Annotated in this window: 11 protein-coding genes and 1 pseudogene; 3 read left to right on the top strand and 9 right to left on the bottom strand. The window is 72.3% G+C overall.

The genetic code is table 11. The features are described from left to right. Window positions 1-34: 34 nt before the first annotated feature. The 7 genes from ACSURM_RS36915 to ACSURM_RS36945 form a co-directional block, all read right to left on the bottom strand. Window positions 35-1,252 carry a thiopeptide maturation pyridine synthase gene (locus ACSURM_RS36915; RefSeq protein WP_436960481.1) on the bottom strand — a complete coding sequence of 406 codons (1,218 nt, stop codon included), beginning with the start codon at window positions 1,250-1,252 and terminating at the stop codon, window positions 35-37. Next, the gene (locus ACSURM_RS36920; RefSeq protein WP_436960482.1) at window positions 1,249-2,274 is read right to left on the bottom strand and encodes a lantibiotic dehydratase C-terminal domain-containing protein; all 1,026 of its coding nucleotides are present in this window, start codon (window positions 2,272-2,274) and stop codon (window positions 1,249-1,251) included. The genes ACSURM_RS36915 and ACSURM_RS36920 overlap by 4 nt, the downstream gene beginning before the upstream one ends. After that, window positions 2,246-4,873 carry a lantibiotic dehydratase gene (locus tag ACSURM_RS36925; RefSeq protein WP_436960484.1) on the bottom strand — a complete coding sequence of 876 codons (2,628 nt, stop codon included), beginning with the start codon at window positions 4,871-4,873 and terminating at the stop codon, window positions 2,246-2,248. Before ACSURM_RS36925 ends, ACSURM_RS36920 begins: the two co-directional genes overlap by 29 nt. Before the next feature lie 14 nt (window positions 4,874-4,887). Further along, complete coding sequence (locus ACSURM_RS36930) at window positions 4,888-6,921, bottom strand: TOMM precursor leader peptide-binding protein (RefSeq protein ID WP_436960486.1); 2,034 nt, start codon at window positions 6,919-6,921, stop codon at window positions 4,888-4,890. An 83-nt stretch (window positions 6,922-7,004) separates the two neighbouring features. Next, window positions 7,005-7,187: a hypothetical protein gene (locus tag ACSURM_RS36935; RefSeq protein WP_014677372.1), complete on the bottom strand. Its 183-nt coding sequence runs from the start codon at window positions 7,185-7,187 to the stop codon at window positions 7,005-7,007. A gap of 162 nt (window positions 7,188-7,349) precedes the next feature. Next, window positions 7,350-9,080: a SagB family peptide dehydrogenase gene (locus ACSURM_RS36940; protein ID WP_436960488.1), complete on the bottom strand. Its 1,731-nt coding sequence runs from the start codon at window positions 9,078-9,080 to the stop codon at window positions 7,350-7,352. After that, window positions 9,073-10,974, bottom strand: a complete 1,902-nt coding sequence (locus ACSURM_RS36945; protein ID WP_436960490.1) for a hypothetical protein — start codon at window positions 10,972-10,974, stop codon at window positions 9,073-9,075. The genes ACSURM_RS36940 and ACSURM_RS36945 overlap by 8 nt, the downstream gene beginning before the upstream one ends. A 681-nt stretch (window positions 10,975-11,655) precedes the next feature. Between ACSURM_RS36945 and gdhA the strand changes: the two genes are divergently transcribed. After that, window positions 11,656-13,014, top strand: a complete 1,359-nt coding sequence (gene gdhA, locus ACSURM_RS36950; RefSeq protein WP_436960492.1) for an NADP-specific glutamate dehydrogenase — start codon at window positions 11,656-11,658, stop codon at window positions 13,012-13,014. A 221-nt stretch (window positions 13,015-13,235) separates the two neighbouring features. On the opposite strand, the pseudogene ACSURM_RS36955 reads toward gdhA, so the two are convergent. Beyond that, window positions 13,236-13,613: pseudogene (locus ACSURM_RS36955) on the bottom strand (NF041680 family putative transposase); the annotation flags it as partial. Between the two features lie 177 nt (window positions 13,614-13,790). On the opposite strand from ACSURM_RS36955, the gene ACSURM_RS36960 reads away from it, so the two are divergent. Then, window positions 13,791-18,299: a hypothetical protein gene (locus tag ACSURM_RS36960; RefSeq protein ID WP_436960493.1), complete on the top strand. Its 4,509-nt coding sequence runs from the start codon at window positions 13,791-13,793 to the stop codon at window positions 18,297-18,299. Window positions 18,300-18,340: 41 nt separating this feature from the next. Here ACSURM_RS36960 and ACSURM_RS36965 read toward each other — a convergent pair whose 3' ends face one another. Beyond that, window positions 18,341-18,841, bottom strand: a complete 501-nt coding sequence (locus ACSURM_RS36965; protein WP_436960494.1) for a DUF4232 domain-containing protein — start codon at window positions 18,839-18,841, stop codon at window positions 18,341-18,343. Window positions 18,842-18,930: 89 nt separating this feature from the next. Between ACSURM_RS36965 and ACSURM_RS36970 the strand changes: the two genes are divergently transcribed. Beyond that, window positions 18,931-19,566, top strand: coding sequence for an SDR family NAD(P)-dependent oxidoreductase (locus tag ACSURM_RS36970; RefSeq protein WP_436960496.1), 636 nt, complete (start codon window positions 18,931-18,933; stop codon window positions 19,564-19,566). The last annotated feature ends 31 nt before the right edge of the window (window positions 19,567-19,597 follow it).

Here is a 19,597-nt window from a genome sequence, read left to right on the forward strand (position 1 = left end):
CCCCTCGCTGCCGGTGCGGGCCGTACGGCGGTGTTCAGCCGGCTCCGCCGGCGGCCCACGCCTCTCCGATACGGCGCCACTCGGGCCGCTTCGAGGAGGGGTCCACGGAGGCGACGTACCGCTGGAAGCTGCCGACCGCGTCGACGCCGTGCACCGCCTCGACGGTGAGCGCCGCCAGATGGCACAGCAGCGCCCGGTCGACAGGCTTCAGCCCGAGCCGCGTGAGGTGCAGGTAGAGGTAGTTCATCACGAGGCGGAACGAGGCGAACCAGTCGTCCGTCCGGACGAAGTCCTCGTGCCCGTGGTCCGACCGCAGCACCGCGTGGAACTCGCTCGTCCGACGCGTCGGCAGGCGAGGCGCCCGGGCGGCCCCGCCCATCGACACCTCGCCGGAAGCCAGCAGCGGATGCGCGATCCGCTGGTGGCGGCGCACCGCGGCCGCCCACTCCGTGACGAACGGCACCACGTCACCGACCGCGTCCGAGCGGCCCGGGTCTTTCGTTGCACGGGCTTCATCACCCAGGGCCGCCTCCACGGACCGCAGCCGCTCGCACAGCACCGTCTCCTGCCGCCGGAACCGGTCATCGAAATCGGCCCGCACGGCCGCCGGGTCCCGGGTACGCGACAGGAACGCGTCGGCATGTGAGCGCAACGACAGGAAACCCCGCTCGATCGGCTCCCCGCCCGCGATGAAGGGGACAGCCGCGACGGACGCCGTCGTCCACATCAGGTCCAGCGCGAGCAGCGACAACGCGCCGCCCGCCCGCACCCGCTCGTACGCCCGGAACGCCTGGTCGTTGGTGTCACTGAGGAAGTCGGCCAGCAGCTCGCTCGCCCGCAGGGACTCCAGCACGGGCAGCCGGTGATCGTACGGCCGTTCCAGCACTGTGTTGTCGGGCACCCACGGGTGTCTCGGGCCGGTCTCCATCTCCAGCTCCGCCAGCCGGGCGTGCACCGGGGCGAGCGCACCCTCGTCCAGCCGTGCCACGGAGGGACGGGCGCGCAGGTAGTCCGTCACGATCCTGGTCACCGTCGGCCGGACGCGCTCCTCCCATTCCGTGTCGCGGCAGCGGAAGTTCAGCCGCAGATGCGGACCGCGCAGCCAGTGCCGGCCGAACCAGGCCCCCTCGACCCACGGAGCCACGGCCTCGAAGGCCGGCCGGACGGCGCGCAGAACCAACTCCGGCTCGGCTTCTTCGTCGTGGTGATGGACATGGAGGCTGTACCACCTCGATCCCGCCGCCCCGTTCACGAGACGGCCAGCGCCTCGGGCAGCTCCGCGAGCACCCGCCCCACCAGGAACCGCAGTTGGTTCTCCTGCCACAGGGTCAGTCCCAGCCGGTTGCTGACCAGGTGGGCGCAGCGCAGCAGCACCAGACTCGTGCCCGGATGACGGGTGTCGGACAGTCCGAGCGGCTCCGCGAGCGGCGACCCCGCCCACGCGGACGTGAACACGCCCGTATCCTCCAAAAGATGCAACCGCTCGCGCAGCCGCCGTACCGAAGCCAGCCAGTAGGCCCGCTGATCGTGTCCGCCCGCCTCGGGGTCCGCCGCCATCCGCCAGGTCAGACGGGCCCGCGCACGCAGCTTGTCGCGCTGTGCCAGATAGCGCGGGGCCACGTTCTCGGCCTCGGGACCGCTGCCGAACGGCAGGGGCGGTCCGCCGTGTCGCGCCCACTGGTCGCGGACCTCCTCGCACAGCGCGAACACACCGACGACCAGGTCGAAGGCCAGCAGCGCACGCTGCTCCACCGTCGCCCCGGCCGCGATCACGGACAGCGCGAGCCGGCTCGACTCGAAGAAGTGCCGCTCCACGGCGGCGATCGCCGCACCCCGCCCGTAGTCGTCGTACTCGCGTTCGTAGGGCAGGAACTCCACGGAGTTGTTGGGGCGCACCAGGACGTCGTGGCCGCTGCGGCCCTCCAGACCGGCCAGCCCGGCGGCGACCTGGGTGAACCGGGTCCGGTCCACCACGTTCGCGGCCGGGGCGCGGGCCAGGAACTCCCGGACGCGTTCCCCGGTCAGCAGCTCGATCGCCGCGCGGTCGGCGGTCGCCGCGGGCAGCAGTCGCAGCCGCACATGGGGGCCGCCCTCCCAGTACCGCAGGAAGAAGTACCGCTGCACCAGCCCGTCGGCGGTCAGCTCCGCGACCAGGGGCCTGACACAGTCGGTCAGCAGCAGATCCTGGTCGGTGTCGTAGAAGATGTGCGCGCACACCCAGTCCGCGCCTCCGGCGGCCTCGGGGTCAAGCGAGCCGCTGTCGTTCTCGGGCATCCTGTCCTCCGTTGATCTCGATCAGAAACTCGGTCACCCGGGGCCCGCTGTCCCCGTAGCCGGGCATGCCGTCCGGGCCGGGCAGTGCCTCCTGGAGGAACAGCACCTGCCCGTCGCCGGCCACCGCCCGTTCGAACACGCCGGCCAGCAGCAGGTTCGCGAAGTCGACGTAGAGCGGCTTGCGCGACTTGATCCGCCACACGCTGCCCCCGACCACGGAGGCCGGATCCAGGGCGCGTACGAAACAGCGGCGCGGGATGCCGTGCTCGCGCAGCCAGCCGGCCAGGCGCAGCAGGTGCGCCCGGTCGCTCGCGCCTTTCTCGCGGACCGGCACGGCGGATGCCGGGAACACCCACTGACGGCGGCTGACCGTGGTCGCGCCGACCGTCACCCGGGGCTCGGCCAGCACGCCGCCCACCGCGGCCAGGGACGGGTCCCCGAACATCCGGCGGCCCGGGATCAGCAGGTTCGACGTCGCCCCGAACGCCTGGAGCAGCAGCCGGATGGCGGGTGGGAGCCACAGCTCCGCGATGAGGTTGGGGTGCACCGGGCGCACCTCGGTGTCGCGGCCGCGCGACCACAGGACGAGCAGACCCCGTACGGGATCGTGACGCACCAGCAGGTCCGACAGCGGAATGCGCTGCTCGGCCGCGCGCTCGCTGTGCCCTCCCGGGTAGTCGATCTCGTGGGCGACGGCGGACCGGCGCAGCCCCACGTTGCTGCCGAAGTGCCGGCAGGTGTCCGCGACGATCACCGCGTCGTCCGGTGCGGCCGTCTCCGCCCGGGCCTCGACACCGGCCTGCGTCAGCAGGCGGCTGATGCGGTCGCGCCCCCGGCCGTGCCCGGAGTTGACCGCGTTGACCACGAAGCGGGCGTCCGGCCCGTCGAGCGGCTGCCCGTAGAACGCCACGGAGTCCGGCGCCCGCATCCAGCGAGGCCAGCCGTCGGTCAGATCGGCCAGCCGCGCCGGGTCCAGCCGCACCACGCCGTCCGCACCGGCGTGGACCGGTGCGGCGAGCGCGCACAGGTCGGCCCGCCGGGCGGCGAGTTCGCGGATGCGGGGGAGCCGGTGGTCCAGCAGGGACGCGTAGCCGTGGGTCGCGATGGACAGCAGGCTCGGCAGCTCCGGACCCTCGCGAAGCCACTCCTGCACCTTCCGGTGGAAGGTGAGGAAAGGCATGCCGGCACCGCTGCCCACGCGTTCGGCGAAGGTGTCGGCGAGGGCCACCCGGCCGGGCAGTGCCGGGTCCAGTACGGCGTAGCAGCGGCGGAGGGTGTCGAGGTCCCGCAGAACCGGCTCCCAGTCCTGCCGGACCGGGCCCGCCAGGGGCTCCGTCAGCAACGCGTTCTCGATCACGCTGTTCTTGGCGGGCAGCTGGATCCGCTCGGGGCCGGCCAGGTCCCGTACACGGCACAGCGCCTCCTCGATCGCCGTGCCGCACCGCAGCCGGTCCGCCGCGCCCGGCAGCGTCGGGTACCGCGCCACCAGGTCCGCCAGCACGTCGACCTCACCGAGCAGCGCCGCCGTGTCGGGGCCCGCACCGGCCAACCAGTCCCGCAGGGCGGCGAGCGGGTTCAGCGCCTGGTCGGCGAAGGGGCGCTCGGCCTCCAGCAGCCCCAGTTCCACCAGCCGGCCCAGATACGCGTCGGCGGCGGCCACGTCGTTCCCGGTGCGCGTCGCGACCTCGCGCGCGGCGTCCGCGCGGACCCGCCCGCCCTCGCCGACCGCGGCCACACAGGCAGCGACCGCGGCGCCCGCCGGCAGCCCCCGCAACGGCTCCTCCGGCCCCGTGCCGAGGAACTCCCAGCGCCCGTCCGCCAGATGGGCGCTGGGGTTGAGACGCAGCCGCATCCGGGCGGCCGGCCCGGGGCGCAGGCTCAGCTGCCGTACCAGTTGCTGCACCACCCATACGTTGATCTCCGCGACCGTCACCACGGCGAGTGCCGGGGCGGGCGCGGGAGCGGGACGCGCGTCCGGCTCGCGCCAGACACCGAGACCGCTGACCGTGAAGGTGCTGAAGGGGCTGGTCTTCATGGTGACCCGGGCCAGGTACTTCGTCAGGCGCAGGGCCAGCGAGCGGTCCGGCACCGTCTCGTCCGGACGCGCCAGCCACTTGCGGACCTGCCGGTAGAGAACCGGACTGCTGAGCACCAGGCCGTGCTGGAAGCCCGGGTCGGCGACCGCCTTGCGCAGCAGCAGGTGCTGCTCGGCCGTGCGGTGCGCCATCAGTTCGTCCAGTCGGGCGGTGGCCCGCTCATGCGCCGCGAGCAGCTCCCTCCAGGACCGCACCCCGGCGGTCACGGCGGGCGGCAGCGATGCCCGTACCTCGTCGTTCCAGTACCGGTGGGTCAGCGCGCGCCGGTTGTGGACGGCCCGGCGCAGTGCCACCAGCGGGGACTTGCCGGTCGTCGCCTGCCCGATCAGCCCGTACAACGCGTCGGACAGCGCCGCCTCCGCGGCGCCGAGCGCCCGCTCGCCGTCCAGGACCGTCCCGATCTGGTTCCACAGCTCCGGTGAGCTCATGTCGTCGAGCATCGGTACCGGCAGGCCGCCGACGCGCACGCCGAAGACGTCCGGGGTGGTGTGGTTCACGGTCATGGCCGGCTCCAGTGTCACGGAAACGGGTGCGGGTACGGGTTGACGTCGGACGGGGTCAGCGGCCCGGCCCGGTGGCCCAGCAGCGCGGGCAGCCGCAGCAGCCGGGGCAGTCCGTGGGTGCGGCGCATGCCGTGGCCGAACGTCATGGGCAGCAGACCGGGGACGATGACCTTCGCGCAGGCCAGTCCGCCGGCCCGGTGCTCGTCCGTGGTCTGGTCCACCACGATCACGTCCTGGCCGCGGCGGGTGAACCGGGACACCACCTCGACGAGGTCCTCCCGCAGATCAGTGCCGCGCGGCCGGCAGTCCGCGCGCGCGAACGCCTCCGCCACCGGGAGGCCCGGCCCGCCGGTGCCGGGGGGCCCGTCGCCGAGGAGGAAGTCGAACCGGTCGAACGCGGCGGGGTGGCAGTACAGCAGGGCGTGGTCCCGCATCTCCCGCACCTGGTCCGGGTCGGTCACCATCGCCGCGATCCGCTCCCGCTCCTCGCGGTAGGCGTCACGGTTCCAGCCCAGGTTGGCGGTCAGTTCCAGCAGGCCGTTCAGCAGCGCCTGTTCGGGGTCGAAGTGAGCGCCTGCGGCACAGACGGCGGCCGGCTCCGGCCGTGGATCCCCGGGTGCGGGGGAGAGGCGTGCGGTGGGATGCACCGCCATGACCCACGCGGTGGGGATGCCGTGCTCCGGCGTGGTGGCGAAGGCCAGGACCCGGTGCCCGCTGTCCTGCCGGACGCGCTCGGCCAGCACCGCGATACGCGGGTCGGACACCGTCGACAGGTCCACCCGGGGCGCGGGCAGCCGCGCGTACCAGGTGAGCAGGAACGCGTCCCGCTCCGCCAGCTCCACCAGCCCGTGCAGCGCCGCCTCCTCCAGACAGCCGCCCAGAGCGCACCCGTTGGACACCTCGTACGCCAGCGGCCGGGCGTCCGGATCGCCGTGCCGGGTGCGGTAGTACGCGTAGTCCTCGGGTACGAGGACGGGCGCGTCGCGGGCGAAGGAGTGCCCCCACACCCAGTCGAGGGCCGTCCTCGGATCGAACGGCGGGTAGGGGAAGCCCGGTTCGTCGTACCGCTCGGGCGGATACAGCCCCAGCTCCACCGGACACAGCGCCTGGCCGGCGACCTCGCGGTAGGAGGCACGCACCGTCGTGCGCCGACCGCCGGGGCGGGCGCCGCCGAGTCGCTCCAACGCCTCGGCCAACGCGGTCCGTTCACAGGAAGCGTAGGCGAGGTCGCGGCCGAAGCCGGCCTCCTGCTGTCCGTCCGGCAGGTGCAGCGGGGCGGACACCATCGGATAGCGGTAGTCTGTGCGCACGTCGAGCTGGCGGACCACTCCGGTGTGTCCGTCGACGTACATCCGTGTCAACGCCTCCCAGCCGGACCGCAGATCGCGGACCCGGTAGGTGTCCCGGTCGGGTTTGGGCCGGGGGGTGCCGAGCAGCTGCGGCGGCCGGTCGTCCGGGAGCCCGCCGCACTCGGAGCAGCACGGGTCGGGCAGGAAGGGATGGGCGTCGACCGCCATGGTCGTCAGTGACAGCATCACCAGACCGCACCGGGTCAACCGCCCCTCGGGGAAGCGCAGTTCGTCCACCACCAAGTCCGCGACCGCGTCGCACGCCCAGGCCGTCAGGACGGGGGTGGGACGGTCGGCGAGGCGCTCACCGAATCGCCGGACCAGTTCCGCCCGGGGGCTGTCCGGCCCCCATGCCCGCTCCCGGCGGGTGCGGGCGCACCGGGCGCAGCCCGCGCGCCCGGGGACGACCATGGGCCCGATGACCACCCTGCCCAACTCCACCCGGACGGGCAGCCGGGGCGTCCGCGCGGAGGTGATGGCCGAGTCGTCGGCCCAGCCGTCGTCGGCGACGACGGTCACGGCGGCGGAGCCGCCGCCGTGACCGGCGCCGGTCCCGCTCGCGGCGGCGGTGGTGTCTTCGCCGCCGGTCCCGGCCGGTGTCCCGTGGCCGCGGGAGAGCGCCGCCCGGACGGCGGTGGCGAGCAGGCCCTTGCCCAGGACCGCCACCGTGGCGGGGCGGGCTGCGGCGGTGTCGGTCACGGTCACTTCCCTGGTCGGTGGGAGCGGTGCCGTGTCCGGCGGGCGGTGCGCCCGCCGGACACGGCTGTGTGAGGTGTGCCGCTTCAGCAGCAACAGCACGAGCAGCAGCTCGCCGGGGTACCGGTCGAGGTGCAGTTGGACGCGCCGATCTCGACCATCGCGTGACCCACGTTGATCGACTCCAGGCCGGCGCCCGGGGAGGTCGGCAGCACGTCCAGTTCGTCGACGCTGAGGTCGGCGAGGTCGAGGACGAGTTCCTTCTCCATCGGATTCCCCTTTCCGCGTTGTCGGTTGTGCCCAAGGGCCAGGAAGCTGGCCGTGTCCGATGCTCGGGCGGAACGGGCCCCGGGGTCTTCACGGTGCGACCGCAGTCCCGCCCGTAGGATCCGGCGGCCACGGCCCCGGGGCCGCCCCCGGGGAGCCGCGGTTCACCACGTCAGCGGCATCTCGTACTGCGCCGTGGCCCTGCGGCGGCCGACGACCATGCAGAACACGGGTACGTACGCCCGGTCGGCGACACCCATCAACTCGCGGACGACGCCCTCGTGGTAGCCGTTGGTGACGCGCACGGAGCGTCCCACCGCTGCCGCGAGCACGCTGACGCGCTGAGCCACGATCCCGCTCTCCTGGTGCAGGATGCGGTAGCCGCGGGCCCCGAACGCCCGCTCACCCTCGACCCGGTTCACGGTCAGGAACACGATCGCGTCGGCCTTCGCGGAGTTCACGGCCGGGGTCCGGTCGCAGAGCATCGCGAGGACCGCGCGCCAGTCCCGCCCCGGCACGGGCGCCAGCACGGGAACGGGGGCCGGGTGCAGCCGGTACAGCCCGGAGTCGAGGCCGTCGACGCCGAGCGCGAGCACATGGCAGTCGACGAGCGGGCGGCAGTCCCGGCCGGTGTGATCGGACGGCACGGGCTCCAGGGCGTGCCGCAGGACGGACGCGAGCCGGTGCACGGGCAGCGGGTCCCCGCCCGGCAGGAACATCCGGCCCCCGGAGTCGCGAGCCCGCAGCGCAGCCGCCAACTCGATCTCGCCGGGGGCGGGTTCGGTCGGCGCCGCCAGGGACAGCTCCCGTTCACCGCCCCGCGTCTCGGCCGGGAGGCGGAAGGCCCGCGGGTCCACCGCCGGCCGTCCGGCCGCCCAGGTCCGCCTGGCGGCCCGGTCGACTTCCAGCAGTCCCGACCAGGCCGTGGGCTCAGTGGCGTTGGTCCGCACATACGCCGCCCGGATGGCAGGCAGGGCGGTGGCCGGCGACGTTCCGCGGGCGGCACCGGCCGACGGCGGGGGAGGCGCGGGACGCCGTGCGGCCGGGACGGGCGCCGGCAGTGGACCGGTGCGCAGATCGAGGACGGCGACCGCGGTCTCCTCGAACCCGTCCAGTCCCACGGCCCGGTTGACGACCTCGTCGTCGAACCGGTGGTGCACACGGGCCCGCAGCCCGAGCGTACCCGCGGTGAGCAGGGCGTTGCCGACCGTCATACCGGCCTCCTGCCCGCACAGCCGGTAGGCGTAGTCGCGGTAGCGGAAGGCCGCCTTGCGGAAGCAGACCGCCGCCACGAGCAGGGCGCTGGGAGCGTCGTACGCTCCGCGCAGGACGGCCGCGGGCCGTTCCACTCCGACGGCGGCGAGGAGCACGTCCGGCAGACCACCCGCGCGCAGCCTGGTCAGGGCGTGGTGCGCGGGGTCGTAGTGGTAGCAGCCGGCGGCCAGTTCACCGGCCGGTTCCGCCGTCCACAGATACAACTCGACCGGATAGAAACACCGGGCCGAGGCCACCAGCCGGTGATACGGCCAGACGGCGTGTGGTCCCGCCTCCAGACGGCTCATCCCGTAGACGCAGTGCAGCAGCGCCGACACGGCGGGCTCGTCGAGCCGGTCCAGGCACGGTGCGCCACCGGGGTGCGCCCGGCGGAAGGCGGCGAAGGACCACCGTGCGTCGCCCACCGCACGAGCCGGCGCGCTCAACGGGTGCCGGGGCAGCCCGCGGTACGTCTTGGCCGGCAGCGGATCGTCCGCCCCGCCCTCCTCGCCGTGGCCCTCCGCGAAGAGTTCCCGGACGCCTTCGAAGGTGCGGCGCCAGAAGCGGAGCCCGACGGTGTCGGCGTCCACGCCGGCCGCACCGGGCGCCGTCCCGGTGCCGTGGTCCGCGGTGCTAGTCATCGAGGACCACGACCCGGAGCAGGGAGGGCAGCACCTCGTGCACGGCGGGGTCGTGGTCCAGCGGCACGGCCACCGGTCGCAGGCCGCGGGCCCGCAGGCAGTCCACCATGCGCTCCGGCCCGGGCAGGGCCGGCCACGGAGCACCGGTCGCCGCTCGCTCCCCGGGCGGTGATCCCAGCCCGGCCACGGTGGGCGGCGCGTACGCCGGCTCGCCGGTGATGACGGCCTGCCGGTCGAGCAGGGCCCGCTCCAGACCGTCCGCGACCGCGTCCGGACCGCAGGTCGCCGCCACCGCACGGCCGCCCTGCCACCAAGCCAGCACCGGCACTCCGAGCGCGCCCCCGACGTCGGCCACCCGGACCGCTCCGCCGGCTGCCCGCAGCAGACCGAGGAGCGACTTCGCGCGGGCGTCGAGCGCGGCGTCGGCGAGGTCCAGGCCGACGGGCCCGCCGGTCCCGCCGGTCACGTCCGCGACGGCCAGCCGGACGCAGTGCTGGGCCAGTCCGTCGGTCACCGCGTCGTCCCAGCCGAGCCGCGCCGCCACCCCGGGTCCGAGGCCCGACGCCACGGTCGTGGGGACTCGCCGAGCGCACCCGTCCGCGACGTCCCAACCCCACACGGTGCCGTCCGCGTGCACGCGGCGCGAGTCGGTGAACCGTGCCGCGTACGCCGCGATGCCGCGCAAGGCGGCCGCGCGGCGGGCCTCGGCGAAACTCGTCCCGGCGCCGAACACACGCGGAGCACCGTCGTCCGTGGGCCGGACCGCCTCAGTGACGTTCAGCGGCACCTGCGTGAACTCACCCTCCTCCAGGCCGCGCAGCGCCCCGAGATGAGGATCGAAGCAGCGCGCCGCACGCGCGGAGAACTCCTGCTCGCCGACCGGCCCAGCCGCCCGCAGCGAGCGGACCCGGCTGACGAACTCCTCCTCCCGCTCCGGTCGCACGGCCAGGGCGTCCGGGTGCGGCAGGAACGTGTGCGCCGAGGTACGCAGCGTCTCCAGGTCGATGCGGGTCAGCTCCGTCTCGTGGGAACCGCCGATCCCGGTGCGGGCCTTGAACGCGGCGAGCCCGAGATGCCCGGCGACGACGGCCGCGGCCGGCCCGCCGAGGAAGCGGCTGGACCGGTGCGGCCCCGTCGCCCCCAGCCGGGACCAGGCCGACGCCCAACCGGGGCCGTACGGGCCCAGCCAGGCGACATCGGAGAGGACCAGGCCCTGCACCAAGAGGGCGCCGGAGTCCCGGCAGAGCCGGTCCAGCCGCACCGCACGATCGACGTGATCGCCGGCGGAGACGACGTGCAGCACCACATCGGCACGGGCCGCTGCCGCCTCCTCCTCCGGGACCCAGACGGCATGCTCCACTTCCTGGCCGGGGTCGCGGTGCAGCGCCTCGGCGGCCAGTCGCGTCAACCGCCCCGAGTCCGTCACCGCCTCCGTCGTCCGCACCGCCCGCAGCCGCCGCACCCCGGAGTGCAGCACCGAGCAGACCAACGAGACGAACACCGGGCCCGCACCCATCACGACGACCTCGCTGTCGCGGTAGGTCTCGAACCGCCTCGGGGCGGAGTCGAGGTGGTATTCGACAAACGCGATCTCGGCCGCGTAGGTCTCCAACTCCCGGTCGGTCAGGCCGTGCGGGAGGTCGTCGGCGGCGTCCAGGACGCATCCGGCCGCGCGCAGCCGCTCCACCAGGGCGTCCACGATCTGCCGTTTCTCCTCCGGCAGGCCCCGCACCAAGTCCTCCAACTCGGTCCGGCCGTCGAGGTGCGGGGCGAGCCGGTCGAGCCATTGATAGGCGGCCCGGCCGCGCAGGGCGACATCGGCTCCCGCCCCGAAAACATGTACTCCGCTGTCGGTCGGCACGTACAGCACGTCGGACTTGAGTTTGGGACGCATCGCCAGCCTCCGGGTCGGTGGTCTGGCGATTGTCACGGCCATCGCCCCGCCGGTCCCGACGGGAGCACCGAAGAACCTGCCACAGGATCAACACCGAAGAAGCCACCCATGACCCACCGTCACTTGGGCACTGCGCGGCAGGGAACCGGGCGCCGTCCGGTACGGGACGGTCCCCGTCGGCGGCCCTGGCCTCCCCGTGCTCCACGGCCGGAACGGGCGGGAACGGTCATCGCAGCCGCTGCTTCGGCCACGACCACAGACCGTCAAGGCCCGGGAGCCGCCCGGAGAATGTGCCGACAACTACTACCCATTGAAAGCGGCATAGGTGAGACTCACTGGTCTTCGGGGGAGAAGCCGTTCCGGGACGGAGTCACGGGGATGCGGGACGGCAGTGCCGAGCGGGAACAGGCGGACGGGAGTTCAGCCATTCGTCGCCGTCGGGGGTGCCGAAGTCGACAGGCCCGCCGGGGAAGCCCGTGATCTCAGACTCCGGACAGTTGTGCGGCCATGCTGGCCTTGGGGTTTACACAGGGGTAACACTGGGGGGCGGCCGTTTTCCGGGTGGTTCAGTGTGACAGCTGACGAGGGGTCCGGGGCGGCCCCGTCCTGCGCGCGGCAATGGAGCCGGGCGCCTCTTCACCGGGCTCGTACCGGTGAACACCCGTGCCAGAAAGGGCCCTTGTGACGACCCGAGACGAGAGCAAGACCCGGCTCGACGCCCTGCGCGTCGAGATCGAGCGGCGCAACCCCGCCCAACCCGAGTTCCACCAAGCCGTGCACGAGGTGCTGGACACGCTGGCGCCGGTGCTTGCGGCGCGGCCGGAGTTCGCCGAGCCGGGCCTCATCGAGCGGCTGTGTGAGCCGGAGCGCCAGGTCATCTTCCGCGTGCCCTGGCAGGACGACCAGGGTCGCGTGCACGTCAACCGGGGTTTCCGGGTCGAGTTCAACAGCGCGCTCGGCCCGTACAAGGGGGGCCTGCGCTTCCACCCGTCCGTCAACCTCGGCATCATCAAGTTCCTCGGTTTCGAGCAGATCTTCAAGAACGCGCTGACCGGACTCGGCATCGGCGGCGGCAAGGGCGGCAGCGACTTCGACCCGCACGGCCGCAGTGACGCGGAGATCATGCGGTTCTGCCAGTCGTTCATGACGGAGCTGTACCGGCACATCGGCGAGCACACCGATGTGCCGGCCGGTGACATCGGGGTCGGCGGACGCGAGATCGGCTATCTGTTCGGGCAGTACCGGCGGATCACGAACCGCTGGGAGGCCGGTGTCCTCACCGGCAAGGGAACGGGCTGGGGCGGTTCGGCGATCAGGCCCGAGGCCACCGGGTACGGGAGCGTGCTGTTCGCCGCGGCGATGCTGCGCGAGCGCGGCGAGGACCTGGAGGGACAGACGGCGGTCGTCTCCGGCTCCGGCAACGTCGCGATCTACACCGTCGAGAAACTGCTCGCCCTGGGTGCCAACCCGCTGACCTGCTCGGATTCCAGCGGCTACGTCATCGACGACAAGGGCATCGACATCGACCTGCTCAAGCAGGTCAAGGAGGTCGAGCGCGGACGGATCAGCGAGTACGCCGAACGGCGCGGGTCCTCCGCCCGGTTCGTGCCGGGCGGACGGGTCTGGGAAGTCCCGGCCGACGTCGCGCTGCCGTCCGCCACGCAGAACGAGCTGGACGAGAACGACGCCGCCGCGCTCGTGCGCAACGGCGTGAAGGCGGTCGCCGAGGGCGCGAACATGCCCACCACGCCCGAAGCGGTGCACCTCTTCCAGCGCGCCGGTGTCGCCTTCGGCCCCGGCAAGGCCGCCAACGCGGGCGGGGTCGCGGTGAGCGCCCTGGAGATGGCCCAGAACCACGCCCGGACGGCCTGGTCGCCGGCCCGGGTGGAGGAAGAACTGGCGCACATCATGCGGGACATCCACGCGACCTGCCACGAGACCGCGGAACGCTACGGCGCCCCGGACGACTATGTCACCGGCGCGAACATCGCCGGCTTCGAACGGGTCGCCGACGCGATGCTCGCCCAGGGCGTGATCTGAAACGGACGACCGCTCCGCACGCCGCGCTCGTGCCCTCCGCGTTGACCGCGGAGGGGTGCACTCGCACGCCCTGCGCCCCCCGGCACCGCCGGGGCGGCGTGCGGCGGCGGCACCCACCGGTACGGTCCGGGCATGGGCCTGCAGCCAGTGGAGCGCGGGTGGCAGCGGGGATTGCTCAGACCGCACCATCAGCCGGCGGGGCATGCAGTTGTTGTCCCCGCGGGTGCGGGGCGGGTGTTCTTTCGGCCCGCTGGTCGTCCGGGGCCGGGGCGGGCGGGTTGTGGTGCTCCGGCCGGGCAGGCGGTCTGTGGGCGGATGTGCCGGAAGTCACGGCGGACGCGGGCGGGAGTGAGCCTGTCCGGGGAACTGGACTGCTCCCATGGACGGCGTCGGTCGGCTGCGAGCGGGCGGGCGAGGCGGAGTTGGGTGTGGGCGACGAGGATGAGCCAGGTCCAGCGGTCGGCGGCCTCGAATGTGCGGATCTTCGGGGGGTCAGCCGAGGTCTGCTTGAACAGGCGGAAGGTGTGTTCGATGTCGAAGCGCCGCAGGTATGCCTGCCGGAGGCGGTCGGCGTCCGCCGCGGTGGCGTCGGTTGTGGACAAGGAAGTTCCGGGCGGCTGCTTCGAGGGCGGTGAGTTCCGGCGCCGGCGTGACAAGGGCCTGGTCGCCGGGCTCCACGACCGGAGCCGCATCGTTGCCTGGCCCTGGGGAACGGGCGTCAGCCGCGGAGCAGGACGACCGGGGCGGCTGTCAGTGGGCGTTGACACAATGCGGGCATGGCAGGTTATGTGTTCGGCTTTCATGTCCCTCGGGTGTGCAGGGTACGGGGTGAGCGTGTCGCCGCTGAAGATCTGATCGTGCGGGCCGCCGAAGCGTTCCGGGCGGACGATGACGACGTGGTCGTTGACGCGGGGCGACTTCGTCAAGGAGTCCTGGCACTTCCCGCCGTGGTCGCGGCGGCAGGAGCCATGGTCGTGCTGGGAGAGCCGGGTGCCGGTAAGACTTCCGTGCTGAAGCAGCTCACCAGCGAGTTGCCTCGTGTCCACGACACCTGGAGCGGAGACTCCGACGCCTGCCTGTGGGTGACGGGTGGGGATCTCACCGAGTACTCCTATCGGGAGGAACTCGGCTGCCATCTCGCCTCCCTGCCTTCACCAGGAGACGCCGCCGGGACCGGCGGAGTGCTGACGGTGGTCGTGGACCAGGCCGACGAGAGTCCGCTGCTGCCGCGTCTGTCGAGATGGCTGAGAAGGTCGCTGAGCGGCCGGGACACCAGTCGGGTCCGGTTCCTCATGGCCTGCCGCACGGCCGACTATCCGGCGGCGCTGACGCCTGTGCTGGCCGAGGCGTTCGGTGCGTGCCGGTGCGTCGATCTGGCTCCGCTGAGCCGCACGGAGGCCGTGTCCTTGGCCGACAGCGCCGGTGTGCCGGGGGAAGAGCTCGTGGAGGCGGCCGAGGCGGCCGGCGCCGCTGTGCTGGCCGGCATACCGCTGACCTTGGAATTGCTGGTCCTGACCTATCAGGCTGACGGCCGGCTGCACGGGCGGCCGGAGCAATTGTTCGTGCGCGGAGTGGCGCGCCTCGCCGAAGACCCCGACCCGCACCGTCTCAAGAAGGCGCTGATCACCACGGCCCCTCAGCGCCTGATGGTGGCGGGACGCATTGCCGCGTGGATGCTGCTGTCCGGCCACCGGACTGTTTGGCACGGCGGCACCTTCGAGGCCGGTGCCTACGATCTGCCGGGCGACGTACTGGTGGGCGGAACGGAGCGGACCGCCGCCGGCGCATTCCAGGTCACGCCCCAAGTGGTCGAAGAATGCCTGGCGACCGCGCTGTTCACAGCGCCGGACGACGGCAGGGCGGCATTCCGCCACTCTTCCGTGGCGGCCTACCTCGCGGCTCGGTACCTGACCGACCGGAAGACCACGCCGAGACAACTGGAGAATCTGTTCCTGATCGGCGCACCGGACGGGGAGACGGCGACCATTCCGGCACCGCTGCGGGAGACCGCGGCCTGGCTGGTGGCCATGGATCCCTCGGCCGGCGGCTGGCTGGCCGGCGCCGATCCCGAGAGCCTGGCGGTGCACAGCGCACTCGTGCGTTCCGACGAGGTCCGCCGGCTCACCGTGAGCAGACTGCTGGAACGTGCGGCACAGGTCGAACTGGGAGACACCAGATGGCAGCTCTCCCGCTGGGACCTGCGCCATCCCGCGCTCGCTGACCAGCTCGCCGACGTCCTGGAGTCCGGTTCCGCCGAAGGCGGGGCCGAGTGGCAGTCCACGGCGCGAGTCCGTCTGGCGCTCCAGCTGGCTCAGGAGGCCGGCACCGCTCATTCCAGGCTGGCCGACGCGCTGCTGAGGTTGGTGCGGAACGACGCGTGGCATCAAACGGAACGTCGACTGGCGGCGCGCGCCGCGTTCGCCTGCGACCCAGGCCGTGCCGTGCCCGTCCTCGTGGAGGTGCTCGACTCGCTGTCCGATCCGTCCCGCGCCGAGCGGGTGGATCCCGACCATGAGCTGCGCGGCACGCTACTGAACCTGCTGTGGCCGCACCATCTGGACGCGGCGGCGATGCTCGGTGCCCTTCGCCCTCCGTCCCCTGATCTGTACGGCAACTACGCCCACTTCCTGAGGAACATGCCGGCGGAGTGCGGGGACGAGGACCTGCCGCGTCTTCTGGCTTGGGTATCCGAAGCAGTGTCCCGGCCGGACAGCGGCTTCGTCTTCTCGTCCGACCGCTTCGAGACCTCGCTGATCAACGGGGTGATCGACCGCGCTCTCAAGGCTCCGGACGCGGCTCGGAACGCGGACACCCTGGCGAAGATCATTTTCAGCTTCCTGCACGACCACCGCAAGGTCCAGGTGCCGGACTGCCTGCAACCGGACGAGCACGGACACGAGGCGCCCGGGACACGGTCACTGCGGAGGCTTCTGGCACAAGCCCTGGTCACGGAAGCTCTGCGAACAGGGGCCGAGCCGCGCTTGGCGGCCTGTCAGATCGCGTACGACTGGGAACGGCGCTCACCGATGCGGCTCGGCACATCCCCGGTGCCCGAGCCGCCGACCCGTGACCAGCTCATCGACCGGGAGGACTTCCCGTGGGTCCTGGAGCAGGCCGCCGAGGCGGCGGCGACCGGCGACGACGCGGCCGTCCAGGCGTACGGCGAGCTGGCTTCCTGCACGTTCCCCCCGGACGACCCCCACGCACTCGAACTGGCCTACGACGACACGCACCCGGCCTGGCCGTATCTGCGCTCCTTCTACGAGGCCATCCCCCTCGACAGTCCGCTTGCCCGGACGTTGCGCCGCAGCCACAGCGCCGACAAGAGGCACTGGCCGGAAGCAGCGGAGTTCATGGCCGATCTGGCGCGGCTCCTCGCCGAAGCCAGGGCGGGCGACAACGACGCTCTGTGGCAGTTCCTGTGGGGCCTGCGCGTGGACCCGCAGACGGGGAGCTTCGCGCAGGATGCGCGGGGCGCCATCGCGACCTGGCCCGCCGCCGTGGCTCTCGGCGACGATCTGTCCGACGTGCCCGAGCTCGCTCTCCGCTACCTCACCGCCGAGCACGACCGCGCCGATTCCTGGCTCCCGCACGCCAGCGGCAACAAATGCTCCTGGGCCGGATACGCCCTGCTCACCGAGCTGCACCGGACGGACCGCCTGCCCGAACTCCCCGCGCGGACATGGAGTTCCTGGACCGCCGCGATACTCACCGAGTATCTGGGCATGGCCACGAGCTACACGGAACCCGAGCGGGTGGACCTGCTGCGCCTGGCAGCCCGCCACGCGCCCGAGTCCTTGGCCCGTCGCGTCACCCAGGCAGCACGAGCAGCGCTCAGGACGGGCCGACAGCCCATCGAACTCAACGCGGTCGACCCCCGCTGGGCCACGGAACTGCGTACGTGCATGGAGCACCTCGCCACTGAGCTCTCCACCTGCCTCGGACTCGTGCCCGAGACGACGGACAAGGTGCTGGCAGGCTCACCGGCGACCGAAGACCACTCCATGTGCCTGCCCGGCGACGATGAGGCCCGTGAGGCCGCGCTGCGCACCTGGCACAGCATCCTGGCCGCCCTTCTCACCACCGACAGCCACACCGCGCACGGCATCATTGACGCCAGTATCGACGGGCCCCGGAAAACCCCGCTCGCCGCACGAGCCGCCGTCCTCGCCGCCCAGGCCCTGCTGACCGCGGATGCCGAGGCGCACTGGGCACGAGTCAAGGCGTTCGCGGCGACCGACCCCGAGCTCGCCCGCAGACTGGCCGAAGCATGCGCCAGGACCAGAACGGAACGTATCCAGAGTTCCCTCGACGAGGCTCTCCTCGCCGACTTGTATCTGTGGCTCAGTGGCTTGTACGACCCTGAGGAGGACCAGCCTCTTCGCGGCGTTCACTTGGTCACTGCCGAGGAAGAAGCCCGAAAATGGAGAGACCGACTGCTCTCTGAGCTGAGCCGGCGAGCCACCGCGGAGGCGGTTCGTCAACTGCGGCGACTCGCGGCTCTGTTCCCCGGTCGACTGGCTGTCGCCGCAGCCCTCGTCGCCGCCATCAAGCAACACGCCGCCGCGAGTTGGAGCCAGGTGGGCGCGGAGGACGTGATACGGCTTCTGCAGGATCCAGCGCGACGCGTCGTCCGCACCAGCACAGACCTCCTGGACGTGGTGCAGGAGGCCCTGGAGGAGGTGAGCCTGGCACTTCCCTCGCACGGCGAACTGCTGTGGGACCGGACGCCGGGCAAGAGGCCTCGGAAGCCGTCCGCGGAGAACCCGGTCATCCCTGATGTCTGGCGCCCCAAACCCGAAGCAGCCCTGTGCGCATACCTCGCACACGAGCTGACTCTGCGGCTCGCCGGCCACCGTGTCGCGGTCAACCGGGAGGTGCTGATTCACCCCACCGATCCCTACGGCGCGGGCGACCGCACCGACCTTCTCGTCGAGGCGTTGCCCGCACCCGGCGACGACCACGACATCGCTTCCAGTGGATCAGTGAAGCTGGTCATCGAGGTCAAGGGCTCCTGGAACGACGAGGTCCCGACGGCTCAGGCGGAACAGCTGGCGGGCCGGTACCTGCCGGAAGCAGGGACGGATGCGGGCATCTACATCGTCGGCTGGTATCCGATCGAACTCTGGAACGCGACGGGTGACCGCCGTAAGACCCAAGCGAAGACGCTCCAGCCCGACACGCTCCTCGTCGAACTGCGGGACCAGGCGGCGAGCCTCTCACAAGCGGGCGCACTGCACGTGCGTCCCATGGTGATCAACGTTCCACGGCCGTCCGGTCAGTAGGTGATCGACACGCGTCCCGGCGCCGGGCGCGATGGCGTCGGTCAGGTGACCGGACTGACGAAATTGCCAGGACGACTGGCGGCTTCCTGACGGGTGACGTCGCCCCACCGCCAGGTCAGGGTCTTCACCGTGCCACCGGCAAAGGTGACCACGGCCTGCTCGGGACGGATGATCTCGTTGCCGTTCTTCCCACTGTCGCTGAGGAAGGTGATGGTGAACTTAGCGGTCGCGCCGGGGGCTAGATTCATGAGGTCGCCTCCTGACTGTTGTGAGAGCGTCTCCGGGACCCCGTTCGTCGTGAGCATGACCGACGGCGCGCCGAGCAGGGAACAGGCGCGGTCCCCGCTGTTCTTCACCCGGACCAGGGCGGTTTCCTGCCGATCGCTGCCGCCGCCGGGTTTGGCCGAACCACCCGCCCAGGCCAGGGAGACCTGGCTGCAGGCAGGCGGGCCGGGGGCGGCCGTGGCCGGGACGGCGGCGGAGACGGAGGAGACCAGACTCCCGGCTGCGACGCAGAGTGCGATTCTCCGGATGCGCTGCATGAGTGCCTCCGACAAGTGTGACGGCAGTGACTGGCAGGTACCCGGTACCACGGACGGGGCGGCGGAATCACAGGATGAAGGGATCCGTCATGACCTACGACGGGAGAGCGGGCCGAGCCGTGGTGACCGGGGCGTCGTCGGGAATCGGTGCCGAGTACGCCAGCCGGCTGGTCGGACGGGGCTGGGACCTGGCGCTGGTTGCCCGGCGTGCCGGGCGGCTGCACGAACTGGCTGAACGGCTCCGGGGGACAGGGGCGGACGTCGAGCCGGTGGAGGCCGACCCCTGGGACCTGGCCCGGGTCGCGGAGCGGGCCGCGGCCGACGATGTGTCGCTGCTGGTGAACAATGCCGGGATCAACGGGTACGGGCCCTTCACCGAGGTCGATGCCGCCCTGCTCACCAAGGTGATCGCCGTGAATGTCTTGGCGCCGACGGTGCGCACTCGCGCCACCATTCCGGGCATGCTGGCGCGCGGCCGCGGCGCGGTCGTCAATGTCGCCTCGATGCTCGCGTTCGCCGGCTCCCTGCCGCCCGGCCCGCTCCCGCACCGGGCCGTGTACGGGGGCTCTGATCGGCCTGGCCAGCGGGCTGAGCGCGGGACTGGTCCTGATCCGGTTGTGAGCCGCCGAGGTGCGTCGCTCCAGGGACCGGCAAGGTGTCTGCCGCGTCAGCCGGCGAAGCACAGTGCCGGGCTCTCGAAGGCTGTCTCCGCCGAGCTCGAGTAGCCCCTTGGCGGTTGCTTCACCAGCACCCGGC

Origin of the sequence: Streptomyces sp. SudanB182_2057 (assembly GCF_964272715.1) — a bacterium.
GTDB classification, from domain to species: Bacteria; Actinomycetota; Actinomycetes; order Streptomycetales; family Streptomycetaceae; genus Streptomyces; species Streptomyces rubradiris.

Bases quoted from the DNA above. Each gene is read 5' to 3' on its own strand.
- ACSURM_RS36920 (WP_436960482.1), bottom strand. From the start codon at position 2,274: ATGCCCGAGAACGACAGCGGCTCGCTTGACCCCGAGGCCGCCGGAGGC.
- ACSURM_RS36925 (WP_436960484.1), bottom strand. From the start codon at position 4,873: ATGACCGTGAACCACACCACCCCGGACGTCTTCGGCGTGCGCGTCGGC.
- ACSURM_RS36935 (WP_014677372.1), bottom strand. From the start codon at position 7,187: ATGGAGAAGGAACTCGTCCTCGACCTCGCCGACCTCAGCGTCGACGAA.
- ACSURM_RS36940 (WP_436960488.1), bottom strand. From the start codon at position 9,080: ATGACTAGCACCGCGGACCACGGCACCGGGACGGCGCCCGGTGCGGCC.
- ACSURM_RS36945 (WP_436960490.1), bottom strand. From the start codon at position 10,974: ATGCGTCCCAAACTCAAGTCCGACGTGCTGTACGTGCCGACCGACAGC.
- ACSURM_RS36960 (WP_436960493.1), top strand. From the start codon at position 13,791: ATGGCAGGTTATGTGTTCGGCTTTCATGTCCCTCGGGTGTGCAGGGTA.
- ACSURM_RS36965 (WP_436960494.1), bottom strand. From the start codon at position 18,841: ATGCAGCGCATCCGGAGAATCGCACTCTGCGTCGCAGCCGGGAGTCTG.
- ACSURM_RS36970 (WP_436960496.1), top strand. From the start codon at position 18,931: ATGACCTACGACGGGAGAGCGGGCCGAGCCGTGGTGACCGGGGCGTCG.